15 protein-coding genes are annotated in these 15,060 nt (G+C 71.3%); 8 read left to right on the forward strand and 7 right to left on the reverse strand.

Features of this window, described 5'->3' with window-relative positions; all coding sequences use genetic code 11:
* Window positions 1-2: 2 nt before the first annotated feature.
* From nifV to ACAM26_RS06565, 4 genes are all read right to left on the reverse strand, one after another.
* Window positions 3-1,154 (reverse strand): homocitrate synthase, encoded by a 1,152-nt coding sequence (nifV, locus tag ACAM26_RS06550; protein ID WP_123140116.1) that lies wholly within the window; start codon window positions 1,152-1,154, stop codon window positions 3-5.
* 194 nt (window positions 1,155-1,348) lie between these two features.
* Window positions 1,349-2,572, reverse strand: a complete 1,224-nt coding sequence (gene nifS / locus ACAM26_RS06555; protein ID WP_369613321.1) for a cysteine desulfurase NifS — start codon at window positions 2,570-2,572, stop codon at window positions 1,349-1,351.
* A 56-nt stretch (window positions 2,573-2,628) separates the two neighbouring features.
* Window positions 2,629-3,507, reverse strand: coding sequence for a Fe-S cluster assembly protein NifU (nifU, locus tag ACAM26_RS06560; RefSeq protein ID WP_062277399.1), 879 nt, complete (start codon window positions 3,505-3,507; stop codon window positions 2,629-2,631).
* 203 nt (window positions 3,508-3,710) lie between these two features.
* A complete protein-coding gene (locus ACAM26_RS06565) occupies window positions 3,711-4,127 on the reverse strand; it encodes a hypothetical protein (protein WP_369613322.1) in 417 nt (138 codons plus the stop codon).
* Window positions 4,128-4,719: 592 nt separating this feature from the next.
* Here ACAM26_RS06565 and ACAM26_RS06570 point away from each other — a divergent pair.
* The 6 genes from ACAM26_RS06570 to ACAM26_RS06595 all read left to right on the forward strand — a co-directional run bounded on the left by ACAM26_RS06570 (window position 4,720) and on the right by ACAM26_RS06595 (window position 11,087).
* On the forward strand, window positions 4,720-5,664 hold the full coding sequence (locus tag ACAM26_RS06570; RefSeq protein ID WP_123142204.1) for a transketolase: 945 nt from the start codon (window positions 4,720-4,722) through the stop codon (window positions 5,662-5,664).
* Window positions 5,664-6,671 (forward strand): transketolase family protein, encoded by a 1,008-nt coding sequence (locus tag ACAM26_RS06575; RefSeq protein ID WP_190287900.1) that lies wholly within the window; start codon window positions 5,664-5,666, stop codon window positions 6,669-6,671. Before ACAM26_RS06570 ends, ACAM26_RS06575 begins: the two co-directional genes overlap by 1 nt.
* Window positions 6,672-6,675: 4 nt before the next feature.
* On the forward strand, window positions 6,676-7,269 hold the full coding sequence (locus ACAM26_RS06580; protein ID WP_369613323.1) for a GNAT family N-acetyltransferase: 594 nt from the start codon (window positions 6,676-6,678) through the stop codon (window positions 7,267-7,269).
* A 35-nt stretch (window positions 7,270-7,304) separates the two neighbouring features.
* Window positions 7,305-8,438: a RuBisCO large subunit C-terminal-like domain-containing protein gene (locus tag ACAM26_RS06585; protein ID WP_123142203.1), complete on the forward strand. Its 1,134-nt coding sequence runs from the start codon at window positions 7,305-7,307 to the stop codon at window positions 8,436-8,438.
* A gap of 121 nt (window positions 8,439-8,559) precedes the next feature.
* Entirely contained in the window at window positions 8,560-10,500 is a 1,941-nt protein-coding gene (locus ACAM26_RS06590; protein ID WP_369613324.1) for a hypothetical protein, read from the forward strand.
* Between the two features lie 20 nt (window positions 10,501-10,520).
* Complete coding sequence (locus tag ACAM26_RS06595; protein ID WP_123142853.1) at window positions 10,521-11,087, forward strand: hypothetical protein; 567 nt, start codon at window positions 10,521-10,523, stop codon at window positions 11,085-11,087.
* Here ACAM26_RS06595 and ACAM26_RS06600 read toward each other — a convergent pair.
* Window positions 11,033-11,512, reverse strand: coding sequence for an EamA family transporter (locus ACAM26_RS06600; RefSeq protein WP_369613325.1), 480 nt, complete (start codon window positions 11,510-11,512; stop codon window positions 11,033-11,035). The two genes, ACAM26_RS06595 and ACAM26_RS06600, sit on opposite strands and share 55 nt — an antisense overlap.
* The gene (locus tag ACAM26_RS06605) at window positions 11,503-11,967 is read right to left on the reverse strand and encodes an EamA family transporter (RefSeq protein ID WP_369613326.1); all 465 of its coding nucleotides are present in this window, start codon (window positions 11,965-11,967) and stop codon (window positions 11,503-11,505) included. Before ACAM26_RS06605 ends, ACAM26_RS06600 begins: the two co-directional genes overlap by 10 nt.
* A 369-nt stretch (window positions 11,968-12,336) precedes the next feature.
* Here ACAM26_RS06605 and ACAM26_RS06610 point away from each other — a divergent pair, with 369 nt between their 5' ends.
* Together ACAM26_RS06610 and ACAM26_RS06615 are read left to right on the forward strand one after the other, a co-directional pair.
* Window positions 12,337-12,696, forward strand: coding sequence for an HPF/RaiA family ribosome-associated protein (locus tag ACAM26_RS06610; protein ID WP_062275241.1), 360 nt, complete (start codon window positions 12,337-12,339; stop codon window positions 12,694-12,696).
* A gap of 192 nt (window positions 12,697-12,888) precedes the next feature.
* Window positions 12,889-13,812, forward strand: a complete 924-nt coding sequence (locus tag ACAM26_RS06615) for an SDR family oxidoreductase (protein WP_123142855.1) — start codon at window positions 12,889-12,891, stop codon at window positions 13,810-13,812.
* Window positions 13,813-13,818: 6 nt separating this feature from the next.
* Here the strand turns inward: ACAM26_RS06615 and ACAM26_RS06620 are convergent, their stop codons facing one another.
* Complete coding sequence (locus ACAM26_RS06620; RefSeq protein ID WP_369613327.1) at window positions 13,819-15,054, reverse strand: glycerate kinase; 1,236 nt, start codon at window positions 15,052-15,054, stop codon at window positions 13,819-13,821.
* Between the last annotated feature and the right edge of the window lie 6 nt (window positions 15,055-15,060).

The raw sequence follows: 15,060 nt of genomic DNA on the forward strand, positions 1-15,060 counted from the left end.
GTTCAGGCGGTGTGGGCGGTTGCAGTGGGCAGTTCGCAGAGGAAGCGCTGCAGGTCGGCGGCGACCGGGGCGCGCTTGGTCGCGGTGACGAAGCGGCGCACCAGCGGCAGCAGTCGCTCGGCCTGATCGAGTCCGACCTCCTGGTGCAGCAGCTCGGCATAGGCCTGGCGCACCGCCTGGCGGCCCGAGTGCTTGCCGAGCACCAGGCGGTGATGGCGCCCGAGTTCGGCCGGGTCGATGCCCTGGTAGTTGAGCGGGTCCTTGAGCAGGCCGTCGACGTGGATCCCGGCCTCGTGGGTGAAGGCACCGTCGCCGACCAGGCTCTTGTGCCAGGCCACCGGGCGTCCCGAGGCCTGGGCGACCAGGGTCGAGACCTGCTCGAAGGCGTGCAGGTCGACCCCGGGGTCGATCCCCTGGGTGTGTCTGAGTCCCATCACCACCTCCTCCAGCGCGGCGTTGCCGGCGCGCTCGCCGAGTCCGTGCACCGTGGTGTTGAGGTGGGTCGCCCCGGCACGGGCCGCGGCCAGGGTGTTGGCGGTAGCCAGCCCGAGGTCGTCGTGGGCGTGCATCTCGATCTCCAGGTCGCAGGCGGCACGCAGCGTGGCGATGCGTGAATAGACGCCGAAGGGCTCCATCAAGCCGACGGTGTCGGCGAAGCGGATGCGGCGCGCACCGGCTGCCTGGGCGACCTCGGCGGCGCGGGCGAGGAACTCGGGATCGGCGCGCGAGGCGTCCTCGGCGCCGACGCAGACCTCCAGCCCGAGCGCGCGCGCCTCGGGCACGCAGCGCGCGATCTGGCGCAGCGCCCAGTCGCGATCACGGCCGAGCTTGCACGCCAGCTGCTGGTCGGAGAGCGGGATCGAGAGGTCGACGAGATCGGCGTCGAGCCCGGCGCAGCGGGCGATGTCGTCCGCGCGCATCCGGCACCACAGCATCAGCCGCGCGGCGAGCCCGAGTCGGGCGATGGCCTGGATCGCGTCACGCTCGTCGGCGCCCATCGCCGGGATGCCGATCTCGAGCTCGGGGACGCCGAGGGCGTCGAGCGCGCGGGCGATGGCGAGCTTCTCGGCGAGCGAGAAGGCGACCCCGGCCGACTGCTCGCCGTCGCGCAGGGTGGTGTCGTTGATGGTGATCGGGCGGACTGAATCCTTCATCTGTGGGCTCCGTACAGCACTTGACGAGACTTGTTAGCAAAGGAAGTGCCAGCGTCGTCGATGACGTGGGTTCAGCGGGTTGCGCGCCAGGAGACCGGGGCGTTGCAGGGTTTGCGACAGGGTGGAGAGGGCGGGCGTGTCGCAGAGCCGACGCGTCGCGGCACCGGCATGGTGCGCCGGTGCCGCGCGTCGGGTCAGGCGTAGGCCGGCGAGAAGCCGGGCGTTTGCGCGTCGCCGAGCGGACCGTCCTCGCCCCAGTAGGGCGAGAGTCGGCGCAGCTGTTCGATCACCGGGACGAGGGTGTCCACCGCGCGATCGATCTCGGCGGCGCTGTTGTAGCGTGAGAGCGAGAAACGGATGGTGCCGTGGGCGGCGGTGAGCGGGATGCCCATGGCGCGCATCACGTGCGAGGGCTCGAGCGAGCCCGAGCTGCAGGCCGAGCCGCTGGAGGCGGCGATGCCGTGACGGTTGAGCAACAGCAGGATCGACTCGCCCTCGATGAACTCGAAGGCGATGTTGCTGGTGTTGGGCAGACGGTTGTCGGGATCGCCGGTGACGAAGCAGTGGGGCACGGCGGCGAGGATGCCGCGCTCGAGCCGGTCGCGCAGCGCGCGCACCGTGGTGCGCTCGTGCTCGAGCGCGGCGCCGGCCAGCTCGCAGGCGAGCCCGAGCCCGACGATGCCGGCGCTGTTCTCGGTGCCGGCGCGGCGACCGCGTTCCTGGTGACCGCCGCGCAGCAGCGGTCGGAAGCGGGTGTTGCGACGCACGTAGAGCACGCCGACGCCCTTGGCGGCGTGGAGCTTGTGCCCGGAGAGCGAGAGCATGTCGATGGCGCTGTCGGCGAGCGCGATCGGCAGCTTGCCCACCGCCTGCACCGCGTCGGTGTGGAACATCACGCCCGCCGCGCGCGCCATCTCGGCCATCTCCTCGACCGGGAACAGGGTGCCGGTCTCGTTGTTGGCCCACATCACCGAGACGATGGCGACCCGCTCGGTGAGCAGCGCGCGATAGGCATCGAGATCGAGTCGCCCGTAGCCGTCGACGCCGAGACGATGGATCACATAACCCTCCTTGGCGAGCTGGTCGCACAGGCTCAGCACCGCCGGGTGTTCGACCTCGGTGGTGATGATCTCGCGCCGCTCGGGCTGGGCGCGCAGCGCCGAGAGGATGGCGGTGGCGTCGGACTCGGTGCCGCAGGAGGTGAAGATGATCTCGGAGTCGTGCGTCGCGCCGAGCAGGGCGGCGACCTGGGCGCGTGCGGTGCGCAGCGCGCGCCCGACGCGATCGCCGTAGCGATGGATCGAGGAGGGGTTGCCGAACTGCTCGGTGAAGAAGGGCAGCATCGCCTCCACCACCTCGGGGGCGACCATGGTGGTGGCGTTGTTGTCGAGATAGATGCCGGGGGTCTGTTCGCTCATCGGTGGCTCCTCGCTGCGGATGGGGATGGTTGGCGATCGCGTCGCGCCGTGGGACGTCAGCAGGCGATCTGCTGGGGCGCGGCGGGGATCACCCGCAGCGGTTCGCCGAGTTCGGCGCTGAGCCGCTCCTGGATGCCGGAGAGGGTGAGCGAGGCCATCTGACAGCCGGCGCAGGCGCCCTTGAGGCTGACGTAGACCGTGCGGCCGTCGACGTCGACCAGTTCGAGGTCGCCGTGGTCGCGCTGCAGCTCGGGGCGCAGGGTGTCGATCAGCCGCTCGATGCGGCGGATGCGCTGCAGGGTGTTGACGCGGGGCGCGGCGGGTTGCGGGGGTTCGGGGGCGCGCGGCGCCTGGACCGCCACGGCGGTGGGATTGACCCGGGCGATGATCTCCTCGATCTCCTCGTGACAGGCCGAGCAGCCGCCGCCGGCCTTGGTGTAATGGGTGACGGCGGTCACCGAGTCGAGCCCGTTGGCGCGTACCGTCTCCTCGATCATCCCGGCGTCGACCCCGAAGCACTTGCACACCAGCGCGCCCTCGGCGTGGTCGTCGTCCTCCCAGCGCTCGCCGCGATAGTTGGCGATCGCCGCCTGCAGCGCCTCACGCCCCATCACCGAGCAGTGCATCTTCTCGGCGGGCAGGCCGCCGAGGACATCGGCGATGTCCTGGTTGGTGACCGTCAGCGCCTGATCCAGGGTCATGCCCTTGATGATCTCGGTCAGCGCCGAACTCGAGGCGATCGCCGAGCCGCAGCCGAAGGTCTGGAAACCGGCCTCGAGGATCACCTCGCGCTCGGGGTCGACCCGGAGCGAGAGCCGCAGGGCGTCGCCGCAGGCGAGCGAGCCGACCTCACCGACGCCGTTGGCGTCCTGGACCGGGCCGGCGTTGCGAGGGTTGAAGAAGTGGTCCTGGACCTGCTCGGAATAGTCCCACATGGATTGCTCTCCCGTGTCATTTGGCTGGGGCCGGCGCGTGCTGCCCGGGGCTTGTCGAGTCAAAAAAGCAAGCTCCGCGCCAGTCTTTGAAGAAGGCCGGAGGGCGCGGGTTGAGCGGGCTGCGACACGGTTGCATGAGGCGGGTTGTCGGGTCCTGGACAAGTGGTGCGCGCCCCGGTGGTGGCAAACCCGACAGCGGCGTCTCAACCGAGCAGCGCCTCGTAGGCATGCCGCAGCAGGTCGAGTTCGACCGGGGGGAGGGCGCTCGCCTGGGTCAGCGCGATGAAGCGCGCGCCCTGGGCGCCGACCTCGGCGATGGGTGGGTCGTGGTCGACGAAGCGGGCGAGGAAGACCGGCGCGGTGGTCTCGTCGACGGCGAGCTGCACCGGGAAGCGCAGGGTGATGGCCAGCGCGCCCTGGGCCAGCGCCAGCTCGCGCTCGAGCGCGCGCAGCAGCGCGCCGGGGTGGACGACGACCTGAGGCGTCGCTCCCGACTCGATGATCCGGCTCCCCGGCGGCAGCGGCCCGGGGGCGCAGATACCGCCATGGCCGAGACGCAGGAAGCGCGTTCGGGCACTGACCGGGTGTTGGTGATAGAGGATGAGGTGGGGATCGCTCATGGCACGGCCCTCCTGGATGGCTCAGGGTGATCCGTGCGGTATTGCACGGGGCGTGCCGGGACCAGCGAGCAGGCGCCAGCCGCCAGTCGCCAGTCGCCAGTCGCCAGCGATCAGCCACCAGTCGCCAGTCGCCAGTCGCCAGCGACCAGCCGTCAGCCGTCAGCCGTCAGCCACCAGCGACCAGCCGTCAGCCGTCAGCCGTCAGCCACCGGCCGCCAGCCGCCAGCCACCAGTCGCGGCCTGTCCTAGAGCGTTGACGCCGAGAACGCTCGCTGACCGGTGCCGACAGTTGATGGGACGTCACGCCGTCGTCGCGGCCGCACACTCACGGATGGCCGGGCGCTTGAATCCCTTTGCGGTCTTTGCGGCTTGGCGGTTCAATCTTCTGGCCGCTGGCCGCTGGCCGCTGGCCGCTGGCCGCTGGCCGCTGGCCGCTGGCCGCTGGCCGCTGGCCGCTGGCCGCGCATCATCCCCGCGACGGCCGTCCGCTCATGCTAGGATTTCGCCGCCGGGCGGGGGTCGTCCGGGGCGGCGGTCCGGCCTGGTCCGCGCGCGGCTTGATTTGAGGCAGGCAGTCGAGACGATCATATCTATGGAATCCATCCCAGCGCGCCCCGGTGCCGCGACCGCGCCGGGCGACATCCGTCGTGTCGCCACCGCGATCCGGCGACGGGTGCTCGAACACACCCTCGAGAACAACGGCGGCTATCTCAGCCAGGCCTGTTCCTCGGCCGAGATCCTCGCCACCCTCTATCTCGGGGTGATGCGGCTCGGGCCGAGCACGGCCCCGCCCACCCCGCGGCCCTTCGCCGGGGTGCCCGGTGCGGACAATCCGCACGCCTTCACCGGCGCCGACTACAACGGCGCGCCCGCGCCCGAGCTCGATCGCTTCATCTTCTCCCCGGTGCACTATGCGCTGGTGCTCTACTCGCTGTTGATCGAACTCGGTCGACTGGGGCCGGATGCGCTCGATGCGTTCAACCGCGACGGCAGCACCGTCGAGCTGATCGGTGCCGAGCACTCGCCGGGTCACGAGGTCACCGCCGGGTCGCTGGGTCAGGCGTTGAGTCAGGCCGGCGGGATCGCGCTGGCGCGTCGGCTGCGCGGCGACACCGGTCGGGTGTGGGTGTTCATGTCCGACGGCGAGTTCCAGGAGGGACAGACCTGGGAGGCCTTCGCCGCGCTGGCGCATCACCGGCTCGGCAACATCGGGGTCTATGTCGACGCCAACGCCCAGCAGTGCGACGGCCCGATGGACACGGTGATGACCACCGAGCCGCTGGCCGCGCGGCTGCGCGCCTTCGGCGCCGAGGTGCGCGAGGTCGACGGTCACGACCCCGTGGCGCTGGCCGAGGCCGGGGAGGGGGTCGGGGAGGACGGCGTCCCGCGGGTGGTGATCGCCCGCACCGATCCCTGTCGCGGCATCGACCGGTTGCGCGAGCGCTGGCCCAAGCTCCACTACGTGCGCTTCAAGAACGAGGCGGAGTTCAATCTGTATCGCGGCCTGCTCGCGGGCCTGTCCGAGGGGGATGCCTGATGGAGATCGTGCAGCGGCCGCACCGCGACAACCTGGTGCGCTGGGCCGAGCAGCGGCCCGAGGTGCTGGTGCTCTCGGCCGACCTGACCAGCTCGTGCGAGGCCGACGGCTTCCGCGACGCCTATCCCGAGCGCTTCTTCTCGATGGGCATGGCCGAGCAGAACATGATGGGCTTCGCCGCCGGGTTGGCGCGCGAGGGCTTCTTCCCCTATGTCCACACCTTCGCGGTCTTCGTCTCGCGCCGCCCCTTCGACCAGGTGGCGATGTCGATCGCCTACCCGAATCTGCCGGTGCGACTGATCGGCTTCCTGCCGGGGATCACCACCCCGGGCGGCGTCACCCACCAGGCGGTCGACGACATCGGGCTGATGCGCCTGCTGCCGAACATGACGGTGCTCGAGTGCGGGGACGCCACCGAGGTCGAGCAGGTGCTCGACCTCGCCCAGGCGGTGCCGGGGCCGGTCTATGTGCGCATGCTGCGCGGCGAGGTGCCGCGGCTGTTCGACCCCGCCGAGCCGATGGTGCTGGGGCGGGCGCGGCTGCTCGGCGAGGGCGAGGACCTGATCGTGCTCTCCTCCGGGATCTGCACCGAGGAGGCGCTGCGCGCCACCGGCGCGTTGCGCGCCCACGGGCTCTCGGTCGGTCATCTGCACGTCTCCACCCTCAAGCCGTTCGACGACCCCCGGGTGCGCGCGGCGCTCGCCAGCGCCCGGCTCGGGGTCATCACCCTGGAGAACCACAGCATCGTCGGCGGGCTCGGCTCGGCGGTGGCCGAGCTCATGGCCGAGCGCGGCATCGGCGCCCGGCTGATCCGTCTCGGGCTGCGCGACACCTATGCCCACGGCGCCAGTCGTCAGTACCTGATGCGCGAGTACGGGCTCGACGCCATGGCCCTGGTGCGCGCCGCCGAGCGGCTGGTCGGTGAGCCGCTGGGCATCGACGAGGACGCACTCGCCGCGGTGCGCCTGGAGACCATGGGGCGCGCCGAGCGGACCGAGGACCTCTGAGGTCGTGGCGCCCGTGCTCGAGACCGCGCGGCTGCGGCTGCGTCAGTGGCACGGGCGCGACCTCGCCTCCTTCGCCGCGCTCAACGCCGATCCCCGGGTGATGGCCTGGCTGCCGCGTCCGCTCAGTCGCGCCGAGAGCGCGGCCATGGCGGCGCGCTGCCGGCGCTTGATCGCCGTCCAGGGCTGGGGCTTCTGGGCCGTGGAGACGCGCGCCGAGGGTGCTTTTCTCGGGCTCGTCGGGCTGCATCGCTGTGGCGCCGAGCTGCCTTTCGCACCCGCCGTCGAGATCGGCTGGCGTCTGGCCCGTCACGCCTGGGGCCAGGGCTATGCCGGCGAGGCGGCGCGCGCGGCGCTGGGCTTCGGCTTCACGCGTCTCGGGCTCGACGAGATCGTCGCCTTCACCAGTCTCCACAACCAGCGCTCGCTGGCGCTGATGGCGCGTCTCGGCATGCGCGCCGATCCCCAACCCTTCGAGCACCCGGCGCTGCCGCCGGGACACCGCCTGCGCGCGCACCGGCTGTGTCGTCTGGCGCGCGCCGACTGGCGCGACACGGCGGCGTCCGACCCGGCGCGCGACCATCGGGGCGGGATCGGCTAGTCTATGGCCCTCGATCGTCACCGGACCCCATCGTCATGCAGGACAGCACCCGGCTCGCGCTGAGCGGCGAGCGACTGACCGCCACCTATCACCTGCGCGCGAGCGCCGCCGAGGCCGAGGCGCGCGCGCGGGCGATCTGCGTCGAGCAGACCGTCGAGTTCCCCCCCGAGCTGATCGCCGAGACCGCGATCCATGATCAGGTCATCGGTGAGGTGCGCGCTCTGCGCCCGCTCGCGCCGGGGCGCTTCGAGCTGGTGGTGGCCTATCCGGTGGAAGCGGCGGGGGCCGAGCTGACCCAGCTGATCAATCTGCTGTTCGGCAACATCAGCATCCAGCCCGGGGTGCGGCTGGTCGATCTCGAGTTGCCGCCGGGGCTCGCCGCCGGTTATCGCGGTCCGCGCTTCGGGCGCGAGGGGCTGCGTGCCTGTTGCGGCGATCCGGCGCGCCCGCTGCTCTGCACCGCGCTCAAGCCGATGGGGCGCTCGCCCGCCGAGCTGGCCGAGCTGGCCTACCGGCTGGCGCGCGGCGGCATCGACCTGATCAAGGACGACCACGGGCTCACCGATCAGTCCTTCTGTCGCTTCGAGCCCCGGGTGCGGCTGTGCGCCGAGGCGGTGGCCCGCGCCAACCGCGAGTGCGGCGGTCACACCCGCTATCTGCCCAATGTCACCGCCCCGGCCGGCGAGCTGAGGGCGCGCGCGCAGCTGGCGCGTGCGGTCGGTGCCGGCGGGTTGCTGGTCTGTCCCGGGCTGGTCGGGTTCGATGCCATGCGCGCGCTGGCCGATGACGACACCCTGGGGCTGCCGATCCTCGCCCATCCCGCCTTCCAGGGCGCGCACTGCGCCAACCCCGACGGCGGGCTCGCCCACGGCGTGCTCTATGGCCTGTTCAACCGGCTGGCCGGGGCCGATGCGACCATCTTCCCGAGCTGGGGCGGGCGTTTCGCCTATACCGCGGAGGAATGTCGTGCGCTGGTCGCCGGTGCCAGCCGTCCCTTCGCCGGGCTGCGCCCGATCCTCCCGGTCCCGGCCGGCGGGATGCGGCTCGATCGGGTCGGCGAACTACTCGAATTCTATGGTCGCGACGCCATTCTCTTGATCGGGGGCGATCTGCATCGCGGAGACCTGAGCGCCAACTGCGCCAGGTTCGTCGCCGCCGCGACGGCCTGAGGCCGGTGCCGGGGACGGGCACGACGACCATGCACGAGGGAACGGAGACCCACCGCCGTCCGCTCCGTTGTCGTCATCCGGCGTGCGCCCCTGCGCATGCCCTGCCCGGAGGTGATTGCCCGTGATACGCTGGTTCCCGAGCCGGTCGACTCGAACACATCCGCTGCTCGGTCGGCGCGCCCTGGTCTTCGCCCTGGCCAGCGCCCTCTGTCTGACGCTGGCGCTGGGCATCGTCTACGGGCGCGAACCGGTCTATCGCGCCACCGCTTCGGTGCTCACGGTCAAGCCCAAGGCGGTCGATGCACCGAGCGCTACCGCCGATCCCGAACACGTGATGATCCAGCGTCGGCTGCTGCTCGGCGAGTCGCTGCTCGGTCGGCTCGCCATCGATCTGGCCGAGGCCGGGCTGGCGGTCGATGTGGCGGCGCTGCGCACGCGGCTCGCCGTCGAGCCGATCCCCGAGACCAACCTGCTCGAACTGCGCGCCGAGGGCGGTGACCCGGAGCGTTTGGCGGCGATCGTCAATCACTGGGTGCGGGCCTACGAACGGCTGCGCGCCGAGCAGGTCTCGGCCAGCGCCGGGCGCACCACCACCGAGCTCGAAGAGGAACAGGCGCGGCTGGAGCGGCGCATCGAGTCGGCGCGCGCCGAACTCGAGACCTTCGCCGCCGAGCACGACATCGTCGGCATCGAGCGCGCCGAGAGTCGCGCGCTCGCCGAGCTCGAGGATCTCAACGACGCACTCGGCAAGGCGCGCAACCGCGAGGTCGAGGCACTCGCCCGGCTGCGTGCGCTCGACGAGGCGGTGGCGCGCGGCGAGCGACTGATCCCGCGCGAGCAGCAGAACGACATCGCCCGGCTGCAACGCTATGTCGAGCGTGGCCGCGAGCGGCTCGATCAGCTCTATGCCCGCTACACCCAGGCCTATATCGATCGCGACCCGGCGTTGCGCGATCTGCCCGGCGAGCAGGCCGCGCTCGAGCAGTCGTTGGAGCGCGCGCTGCTGGTCGCGCGCATCACCGTCCGCGACGAGGCCCGTCAGGAGCTGGAGGCGGCACGCGAGACCGTCGCCCTGCTCGAGGACGATCTCGATCGTCAGCAGCGCGCGGTGCAGACCTTCTCGCGCCACTTCGCCACCTTCGAGGGGCTGCGCGAGGGACTCGACGGGCTCGAGACGCGTTTTGCCGAGAACGCCCAGCGACTCGCCGAGATCGCGCTGCGCGACTTCGAGCAGTATCCGCCGATCCAGGTGGTCGAGTGGGCCTATGCGCCGAGCGCGCCGATTCGCCCCGACTATGCCCGCGACCTGCCGATCGCACTCGCCGCCGCGCTCCTCGCCGCGCTCTTCCTGACCTGGCTGACCGACTATCTCGGCGAGCGCTCCACGGCGCCGCGGGTCTCCTATCTCGGGGTGCGCATCGAGCGTGGCGAGGACGGTGACGGGGTGCGCCTGGTCGAATCCGCAGCGCCGGCGCCCGAGGACGGTGCCGGGCAGTCGGCGATGCTCGAGGCGCCGCGCGCGCGCGCGGCGGTGATCGACCTGCCGCGGTTGCCACGGCTGCTCGAGCCGGCCGAGATCGAGCTGCTGTTGCGTGATGTCGATACCGAGGTGCGTGGTCACTGCGCGCTCTTGCTCTCGGGGGTCACCCCGGCGGAGCTGATGCTGCTCGATCGCGACTGCTTCGACCCGGTCGCGGGCACGCTCTCGGTGCCGGGCGCGGGGCGGCGCGAGCTGGCGCTCGCGCCCGGGGCCTGGGGCCGGCTCGAACCGCTGCTCGATGGTCTGAGACGCGGTATCGGGCCACTCGCCGCCGAGCGACTCGACCGTGCGCTGGGCAAGGCCGCCGGGGCCTCGATGTTGCCTGAGCGGCGTGGGGTCGACGCCCAGGCGCTGTGGCACAGTTATCTGGTGTATCTGGCGCACCAGGGCGCCGATTTCGAGTGGTTGCAGCGTCGGGTCGGTCCGCTGGCCCCGGAGCTGCGCTCGGCGTTGCGCAAGTTCATGGTGGCCGGTGAGCGCGGCGAGGGGATCGACTGGGTCCATCCGGTCTTGCGTGACTGACAATCGATGGAGGGTTGGAGATGGCACTGAGGATCAAGAGTCACTGGTCGGACCCGGACCGTGCGCGCTCGCTCGACGAGGTCGCCGGCGCGCTGGCCTTCATCGCCTGGCGCATCGCCCTCGATCGCGCGATCAACCTGCACTGCGAGCGCTTCGTCTATCGCGACGACGCCCAGCGTCTGGCGGTGATCGAGGAGTATCTGGTGTTCCTCATCCAGATCGCCGATCGGCTCGCCCATGCCCGTCTCGACGAGGACCGGCGGCGCGACCTGATCACCGGGTTCGCGCGTCGGGTCTTCGATCACGTCCAGGACAACGCCACCGACCTGCTCGGGCCGGGGGCGCACGGCGCGGCCTTCATCGAGCGGCTCAACGCCCGCTCCGGGGAGTATGCCGAGTACGGCTTCACCGACGAGGGACCGAGCTATGCGCTGCTGCGTCACCTCGGCTTCGAGATCCAGCGACTGATGGGCGAGGGGCAGGAGAATCGCTGGGTGATCGATCAGGTGATGGACCAGGACGGCTGGGAGGCCTACCGCCGCTTCGATCGCGCCTTCGCTGACCTGTTCGAGTCCGACCCCGTCTGATCCGCTCCGGCGTCGCGCTCGCGGCGCGCCAGCGCCATGCCGCCGAGGATCAGCGCCAGGGCGAGCAGGTGGCGGGAGGCGAGCGGCTCGCCGAGCAGTCCCACCCCCACCCCCAGCGCCCACAGCGGGATCAGATAGTTGAGCTGTGAGACGAAGGCCGCGCCGGCGCGCTTGACCAGTCGCATGTAGAGGATCGCTGCGAGCGCGGTCGAACCGCCGCCGAGGGCGAGCAGTGCCAGCAGGTGGCGCTCCTCGGGGTGGATTGCGGTCGGTGTCGCCGGCAGCGCGAGCAGTGTCGGCAGCAACATCAGGGTCGCCAGGGTGGTGGTCGCCGCGGCGCTGTAGAGGGCGTCGCTCGGAGGCCGCAGTCGCGCCAGGATGGCGGCCACGGCATAGCAGCAGACGCCGAGCAGGATCACCCCCATCGCCGGCAGTCGCGCCGGGTCGACATCGCCCCAGGCCGCAGCACCACGACCCCACAGAAGCCGACGAGGAAGCCGCCTGCGCGGTGTCGGGTGATGCGCTCGCCGGGTACGAGATAGTGCGCCATGCCGAGGGTGGCCAGCGGCATCGTCGCCATCAGGATGCCGGCCTGGGCGCTGGCGATCGTCTGCTGTCCCCAGGTCACCAGCGAATAGGGCAGGGCGTTGCCGAACAGCGCGATCAGCACATAGGCGCCCCACAGCCGTGCGCTGTGCGCCGGACGGCGGGCGAACAGCAGCGCCGCCGGGAGCAGCAGGGCGCAGGCGATCAGCAGCCGGGCGGCGACCACCAGCTGAACCGGCAGCGCCTCGACGCCGATCCCGGTGAGCGCGAAGGCCGAGCCCCAGAGTGCGGTGAGCGCGAGGAGCAGCAGCCAGTCGGTCGGGCGGTGGTGCATGGGGCAGGAGCCTGGGCGGTTCGATCAAGGGGGGCGGTATGTCATGGTGCGGGCTCGGGCGCGCGTCGCCCCATTTCGGGGCCGATGGGGCACGGGCGATGCTCGCAATCGCTGATCCGGGTCATTGTCGGAGCGTGCAAATCCATTGCAACGGTTGTGGTTGGGGGTTTTGCCCTTGCTTTTCGCCGGTCCCGGCATCATGATCCACGGCACTGCCGCAGTCCATCGCACCGCGTCCGTTCTCCTCCCCGGAGAAGCTCCTGAGACGCCATCACAGTCGATGCGGTAGCCCTCATAGCGAATCCACTCGGTCGCCGACATCGCGGTCTGTATCTTCCGCCTGGACCGAGTCTTGGGAGAAGATCAAGTATGTCCATTAAGATAGGCGGCGACACTCTCGCGCTCGATGCCGATATTCGTCGTCAGATTGAATCCGAGGCCAAGAAGCTCGAGGATCGCTTCACCGATGAGCGGATCGAGACGCAGGCCACCATCCAGGAGGAGTTCGACCGGTTGCACGGTCATCGCGTGCGCTGTGAACTCCGCATCAAACTCGCGCAGGGTCGCCAGTTGGTGGTGCGCGATGCCAGCAAGACCGCCGTCGAGGCGATCACCGGGGTGTTCGGCGCGGCGCGGCGCAGCGTGCGTCGGGTGCGCTGGCAGGGTGTGCTCGAGCGGACACCGGCCGGTCAGTCCGGCGAGCACGCCACCGAGATGGCTGGTCACTGAACCGGCCTCGTGCCGGGATGAGCGCCGCCATCCCGGCCGCTCCCGCCACCCCGCCCGGGCTTCGCTCTGTCCCTCACCGTCCCCACATCCTTCGCCATGGGCGGACGCGGGTATGCGTATCCGGCGTCCGCGTCGACTTCGAGCGATCGTCGTGCGCGGTGGTCGCGACCGTAGAACAGGAGTTACTCGAACATGAAGGTTGCAATCATTGGCGGGACCGGCTTCGTCGGTGCCCATCTGATCGATCATCTGCTCGCCGCCGGTCATGTGCCCCGGCTGCTGGTGCGCCCGGGCAGCGAGTCCAAGGTCGAGCGTGGCGTCGAGTGCGAGCTGGTGCCCGGCACCGTGGCCGAGCGCGGCGCGCTCGATGCCTGCGTGCGCGGCGCCGATGCGGTGATCTATCTGATCGGCATCCTGCGCGAGTTCCCGGCGCGCGGCATCACCTTCGAGGCGCTGCAGCATCAGGGCGTGGTCGACACCATCGCCGCGGCCCAGGCCGCCGGCGTGGGTCGCTTCCTGCTCATGAGCGCCAATGGGGTGCGACCCGATGGGACTGCCTACCAACGCACCAAGTTCGCCGCCGAGGAGGCACTCAAGACCTCGGGGCTGGCCTGGACCATCTTCCGCCCCTCGGTGATCTTCGGCGACCCGCGCGGGCGCATGGAGTTCTGCTCGCAGCTCAACAAGGACATCATCGCCGCGCCGATCCCGGCGCCGCTGTTCTACGACGGGCTGCTGCCGCAGCAGGCCGGGGCCTTCGAGCTGGCGCCGGTGCATATCGACGATGTCGCCCGCGCCTTCACCCTGGCGCTCGGCGAGCCGCGCACCGAGTCCCAGACCTACAGCCTGTGTGGCCCGCAGCGGCTGAGCTGGAAGGCGATCCTCGGCACCATCGCCGCGGCCGTCGGCAAGCAGAAGGCGATGGTGCCGGCGCCGGTGTTCGCGGTCCGGGCGATGGCCGGGCTGTTCGATCGCTATCCCTGGTTCCCGATCAGTCGCGACCAGATCCAGATGCTGCTCGAGAGCAACGTCTGCAGCGAGAACGACAGCTTCGCCCGGCTCGGTCTGACCCCGACCCCGTTCAACGTCGATCAGCTCGGCTATCTCAACGGCTGACCCGGCTCAGCGCCTGATCGCCAGCACCAGGTCCATGACGTTGGTGCCGGTGGGGCCGGTGCGCAGCAGCTCGCCGGTGGCGGCGAACAGGCTGCCGGCGTCGGCGCCGGCGAGATGCTCGGCGGGGTCGAGTCCGAGCCGACGTGCCCGCGTGCAGCTCGCCCCGTCGATCAGCGCCCCGGCGTCCTCGGTGGGCCCGTCGCTGCCGTCGCTGCCGGCGCTGAGCAGGGTGACGTCGTCGCGGTCGTCGAGGGCGATGGCCGCGGCCAGCGCGAGGTGCTGGTTGCGACCGCCGCGTCCGGGGCGGGGCGGTAGCCTGACCGTGGTCTCGCCGCTCCACAGATAGAGCCCCGGCGTGGTCGTGGCGGCGAGCCGGGTGGCCAGGCGCTGACCGGCGACGGCGGCCTCTCCGGTGAGCGGCTGGGGGTGCGGCCAGGTGGCGAGTCCCTGCGCACGGGCGTGTGCGAGCGCGGCGGCGCGGGCGTGGGCGGCGGTGGCCACCAACTCGATCTCCGGGCCGGGGCCGGTGGGCGCGGGGCGCGCGGCCAGTCCGTGGCGGACCAGCCGGTCGAGCCAGTCGGGCAGTCCGTGCAGCCCGCTGCAGCGGGCTGCCAGCTCCGGTTCGGGCACCAAGAGCCCGGAGCCGATCACCCCGGGGTCGTCGCCGGGGACGTCGGAGATCGCCAGCACCCGGGGGGTGTGCTCCGGCGGGCAGACGGCGAGCAGTCCGCCGGCCTTGATCCGCGACAGCGCCTTGCGCACCAGATTCATCGTCGCGATCGGTTGGCCGCTGGCGAGCAGCCAGTCGTTGACCCGCACCAGGGTGTCGAGATCGACCCCGGCGACCGGTACCTCGACCAGGCTCGAGGCCCCGCCGGAGATCAGCAAGAGTGGCTCGACCCCGGCGGGCAACGCGGCGAGCCGCGCGATCAGCGCGCGCCCGGCATCGAGGCTGCCGGCATCGGGCAGCGGGTGGCCGCCGCAACGGCAATCGAGTCGGGGGAAGTCGGCCGGGTCGACATGGCCCGCCTTGGTGATCAGCAGGCCGCCGGTGATCCTCTCCTCGCCGAGGGCGTCACAGGCGCCTCGGGCCATGGCGGCCGCGGCCTTGCCGATGGCGAACAGCTCGACCGGGTGAGGCGGCGCGCGCGCCTCCAGTGCGCGGGTGACCGCCCGGGTGCCGCCGACGGCTGCGATCGCCGCCATGAAGCAGTCGATGAGCAGGCGCCGCTCGTCGGTCATTCCCGG

It is taken from the genome of Marichromatium sp. PS1 (genome assembly GCF_041155115.1).
GTDB classification, from domain to species: Bacteria; Pseudomonadota; Gammaproteobacteria; order Chromatiales; family Chromatiaceae; genus Marichromatium; species Marichromatium gracile.

Coding starts and splice junctions, on each gene's coding strand:
- ACAM26_RS06605 (WP_369613326.1), bottom strand. CDS start 11,967: ATGCACCACCGCCCGACCGACTGGCTGCTGCTCCTCGCGCTCACCGCA.
- nifV (WP_123140116.1), bottom strand. CDS start 1,154: ATGAAGGATTCAGTCCGCCCGATCACCATCAACGACACCACCCTGCGC.
- ACAM26_RS06600 (WP_369613325.1), bottom strand. CDS start 11,512: ATGGGGGTGATCCTGCTCGGCGTCTGCTGCTATGCCGTGGCCGCCATC.
- ACAM26_RS06575 (WP_190287900.1), top strand. CDS start 5,664: ATGGAGATCGTGCAGCGGCCGCACCGCGACAACCTGGTGCGCTGGGCC.
- ACAM26_RS06585 (WP_123142203.1), top strand. CDS start 7,305: ATGCAGGACAGCACCCGGCTCGCGCTGAGCGGCGAGCGACTGACCGCC.
- nifS (WP_369613321.1), bottom strand. CDS start 2,572: ATGAGCGAACAGACCCCCGGCATCTATCTCGACAACAACGCCACCACC.
- ACAM26_RS06570 (WP_123142204.1), top strand. CDS start 4,720: ATGGAATCCATCCCAGCGCGCCCCGGTGCCGCGACCGCGCCGGGCGAC.
- nifU (WP_062277399.1), bottom strand. CDS start 3,507: ATGTGGGACTATTCCGAGCAGGTCCAGGACCACTTCTTCAACCCTCGC.
- ACAM26_RS06565 (WP_369613322.1), bottom strand. CDS start 4,127: ATGAGCGATCCCCACCTCATCCTCTATCACCAACACCCGGTCAGTGCC.
- ACAM26_RS06615 (WP_123142855.1), top strand. CDS start 12,889: ATGAAGGTTGCAATCATTGGCGGGACCGGCTTCGTCGGTGCCCATCTG.
- ACAM26_RS06620 (WP_369613327.1), bottom strand. CDS start 15,054: ATGACCGACGAGCGGCGCCTGCTCATCGACTGCTTCATGGCGGCGATC.
- ACAM26_RS06610 (WP_062275241.1), top strand. CDS start 12,337: ATGTCCATTAAGATAGGCGGCGACACTCTCGCGCTCGATGCCGATATT.
- ACAM26_RS06595 (WP_123142853.1), top strand. CDS start 10,521: ATGGCACTGAGGATCAAGAGTCACTGGTCGGACCCGGACCGTGCGCGC.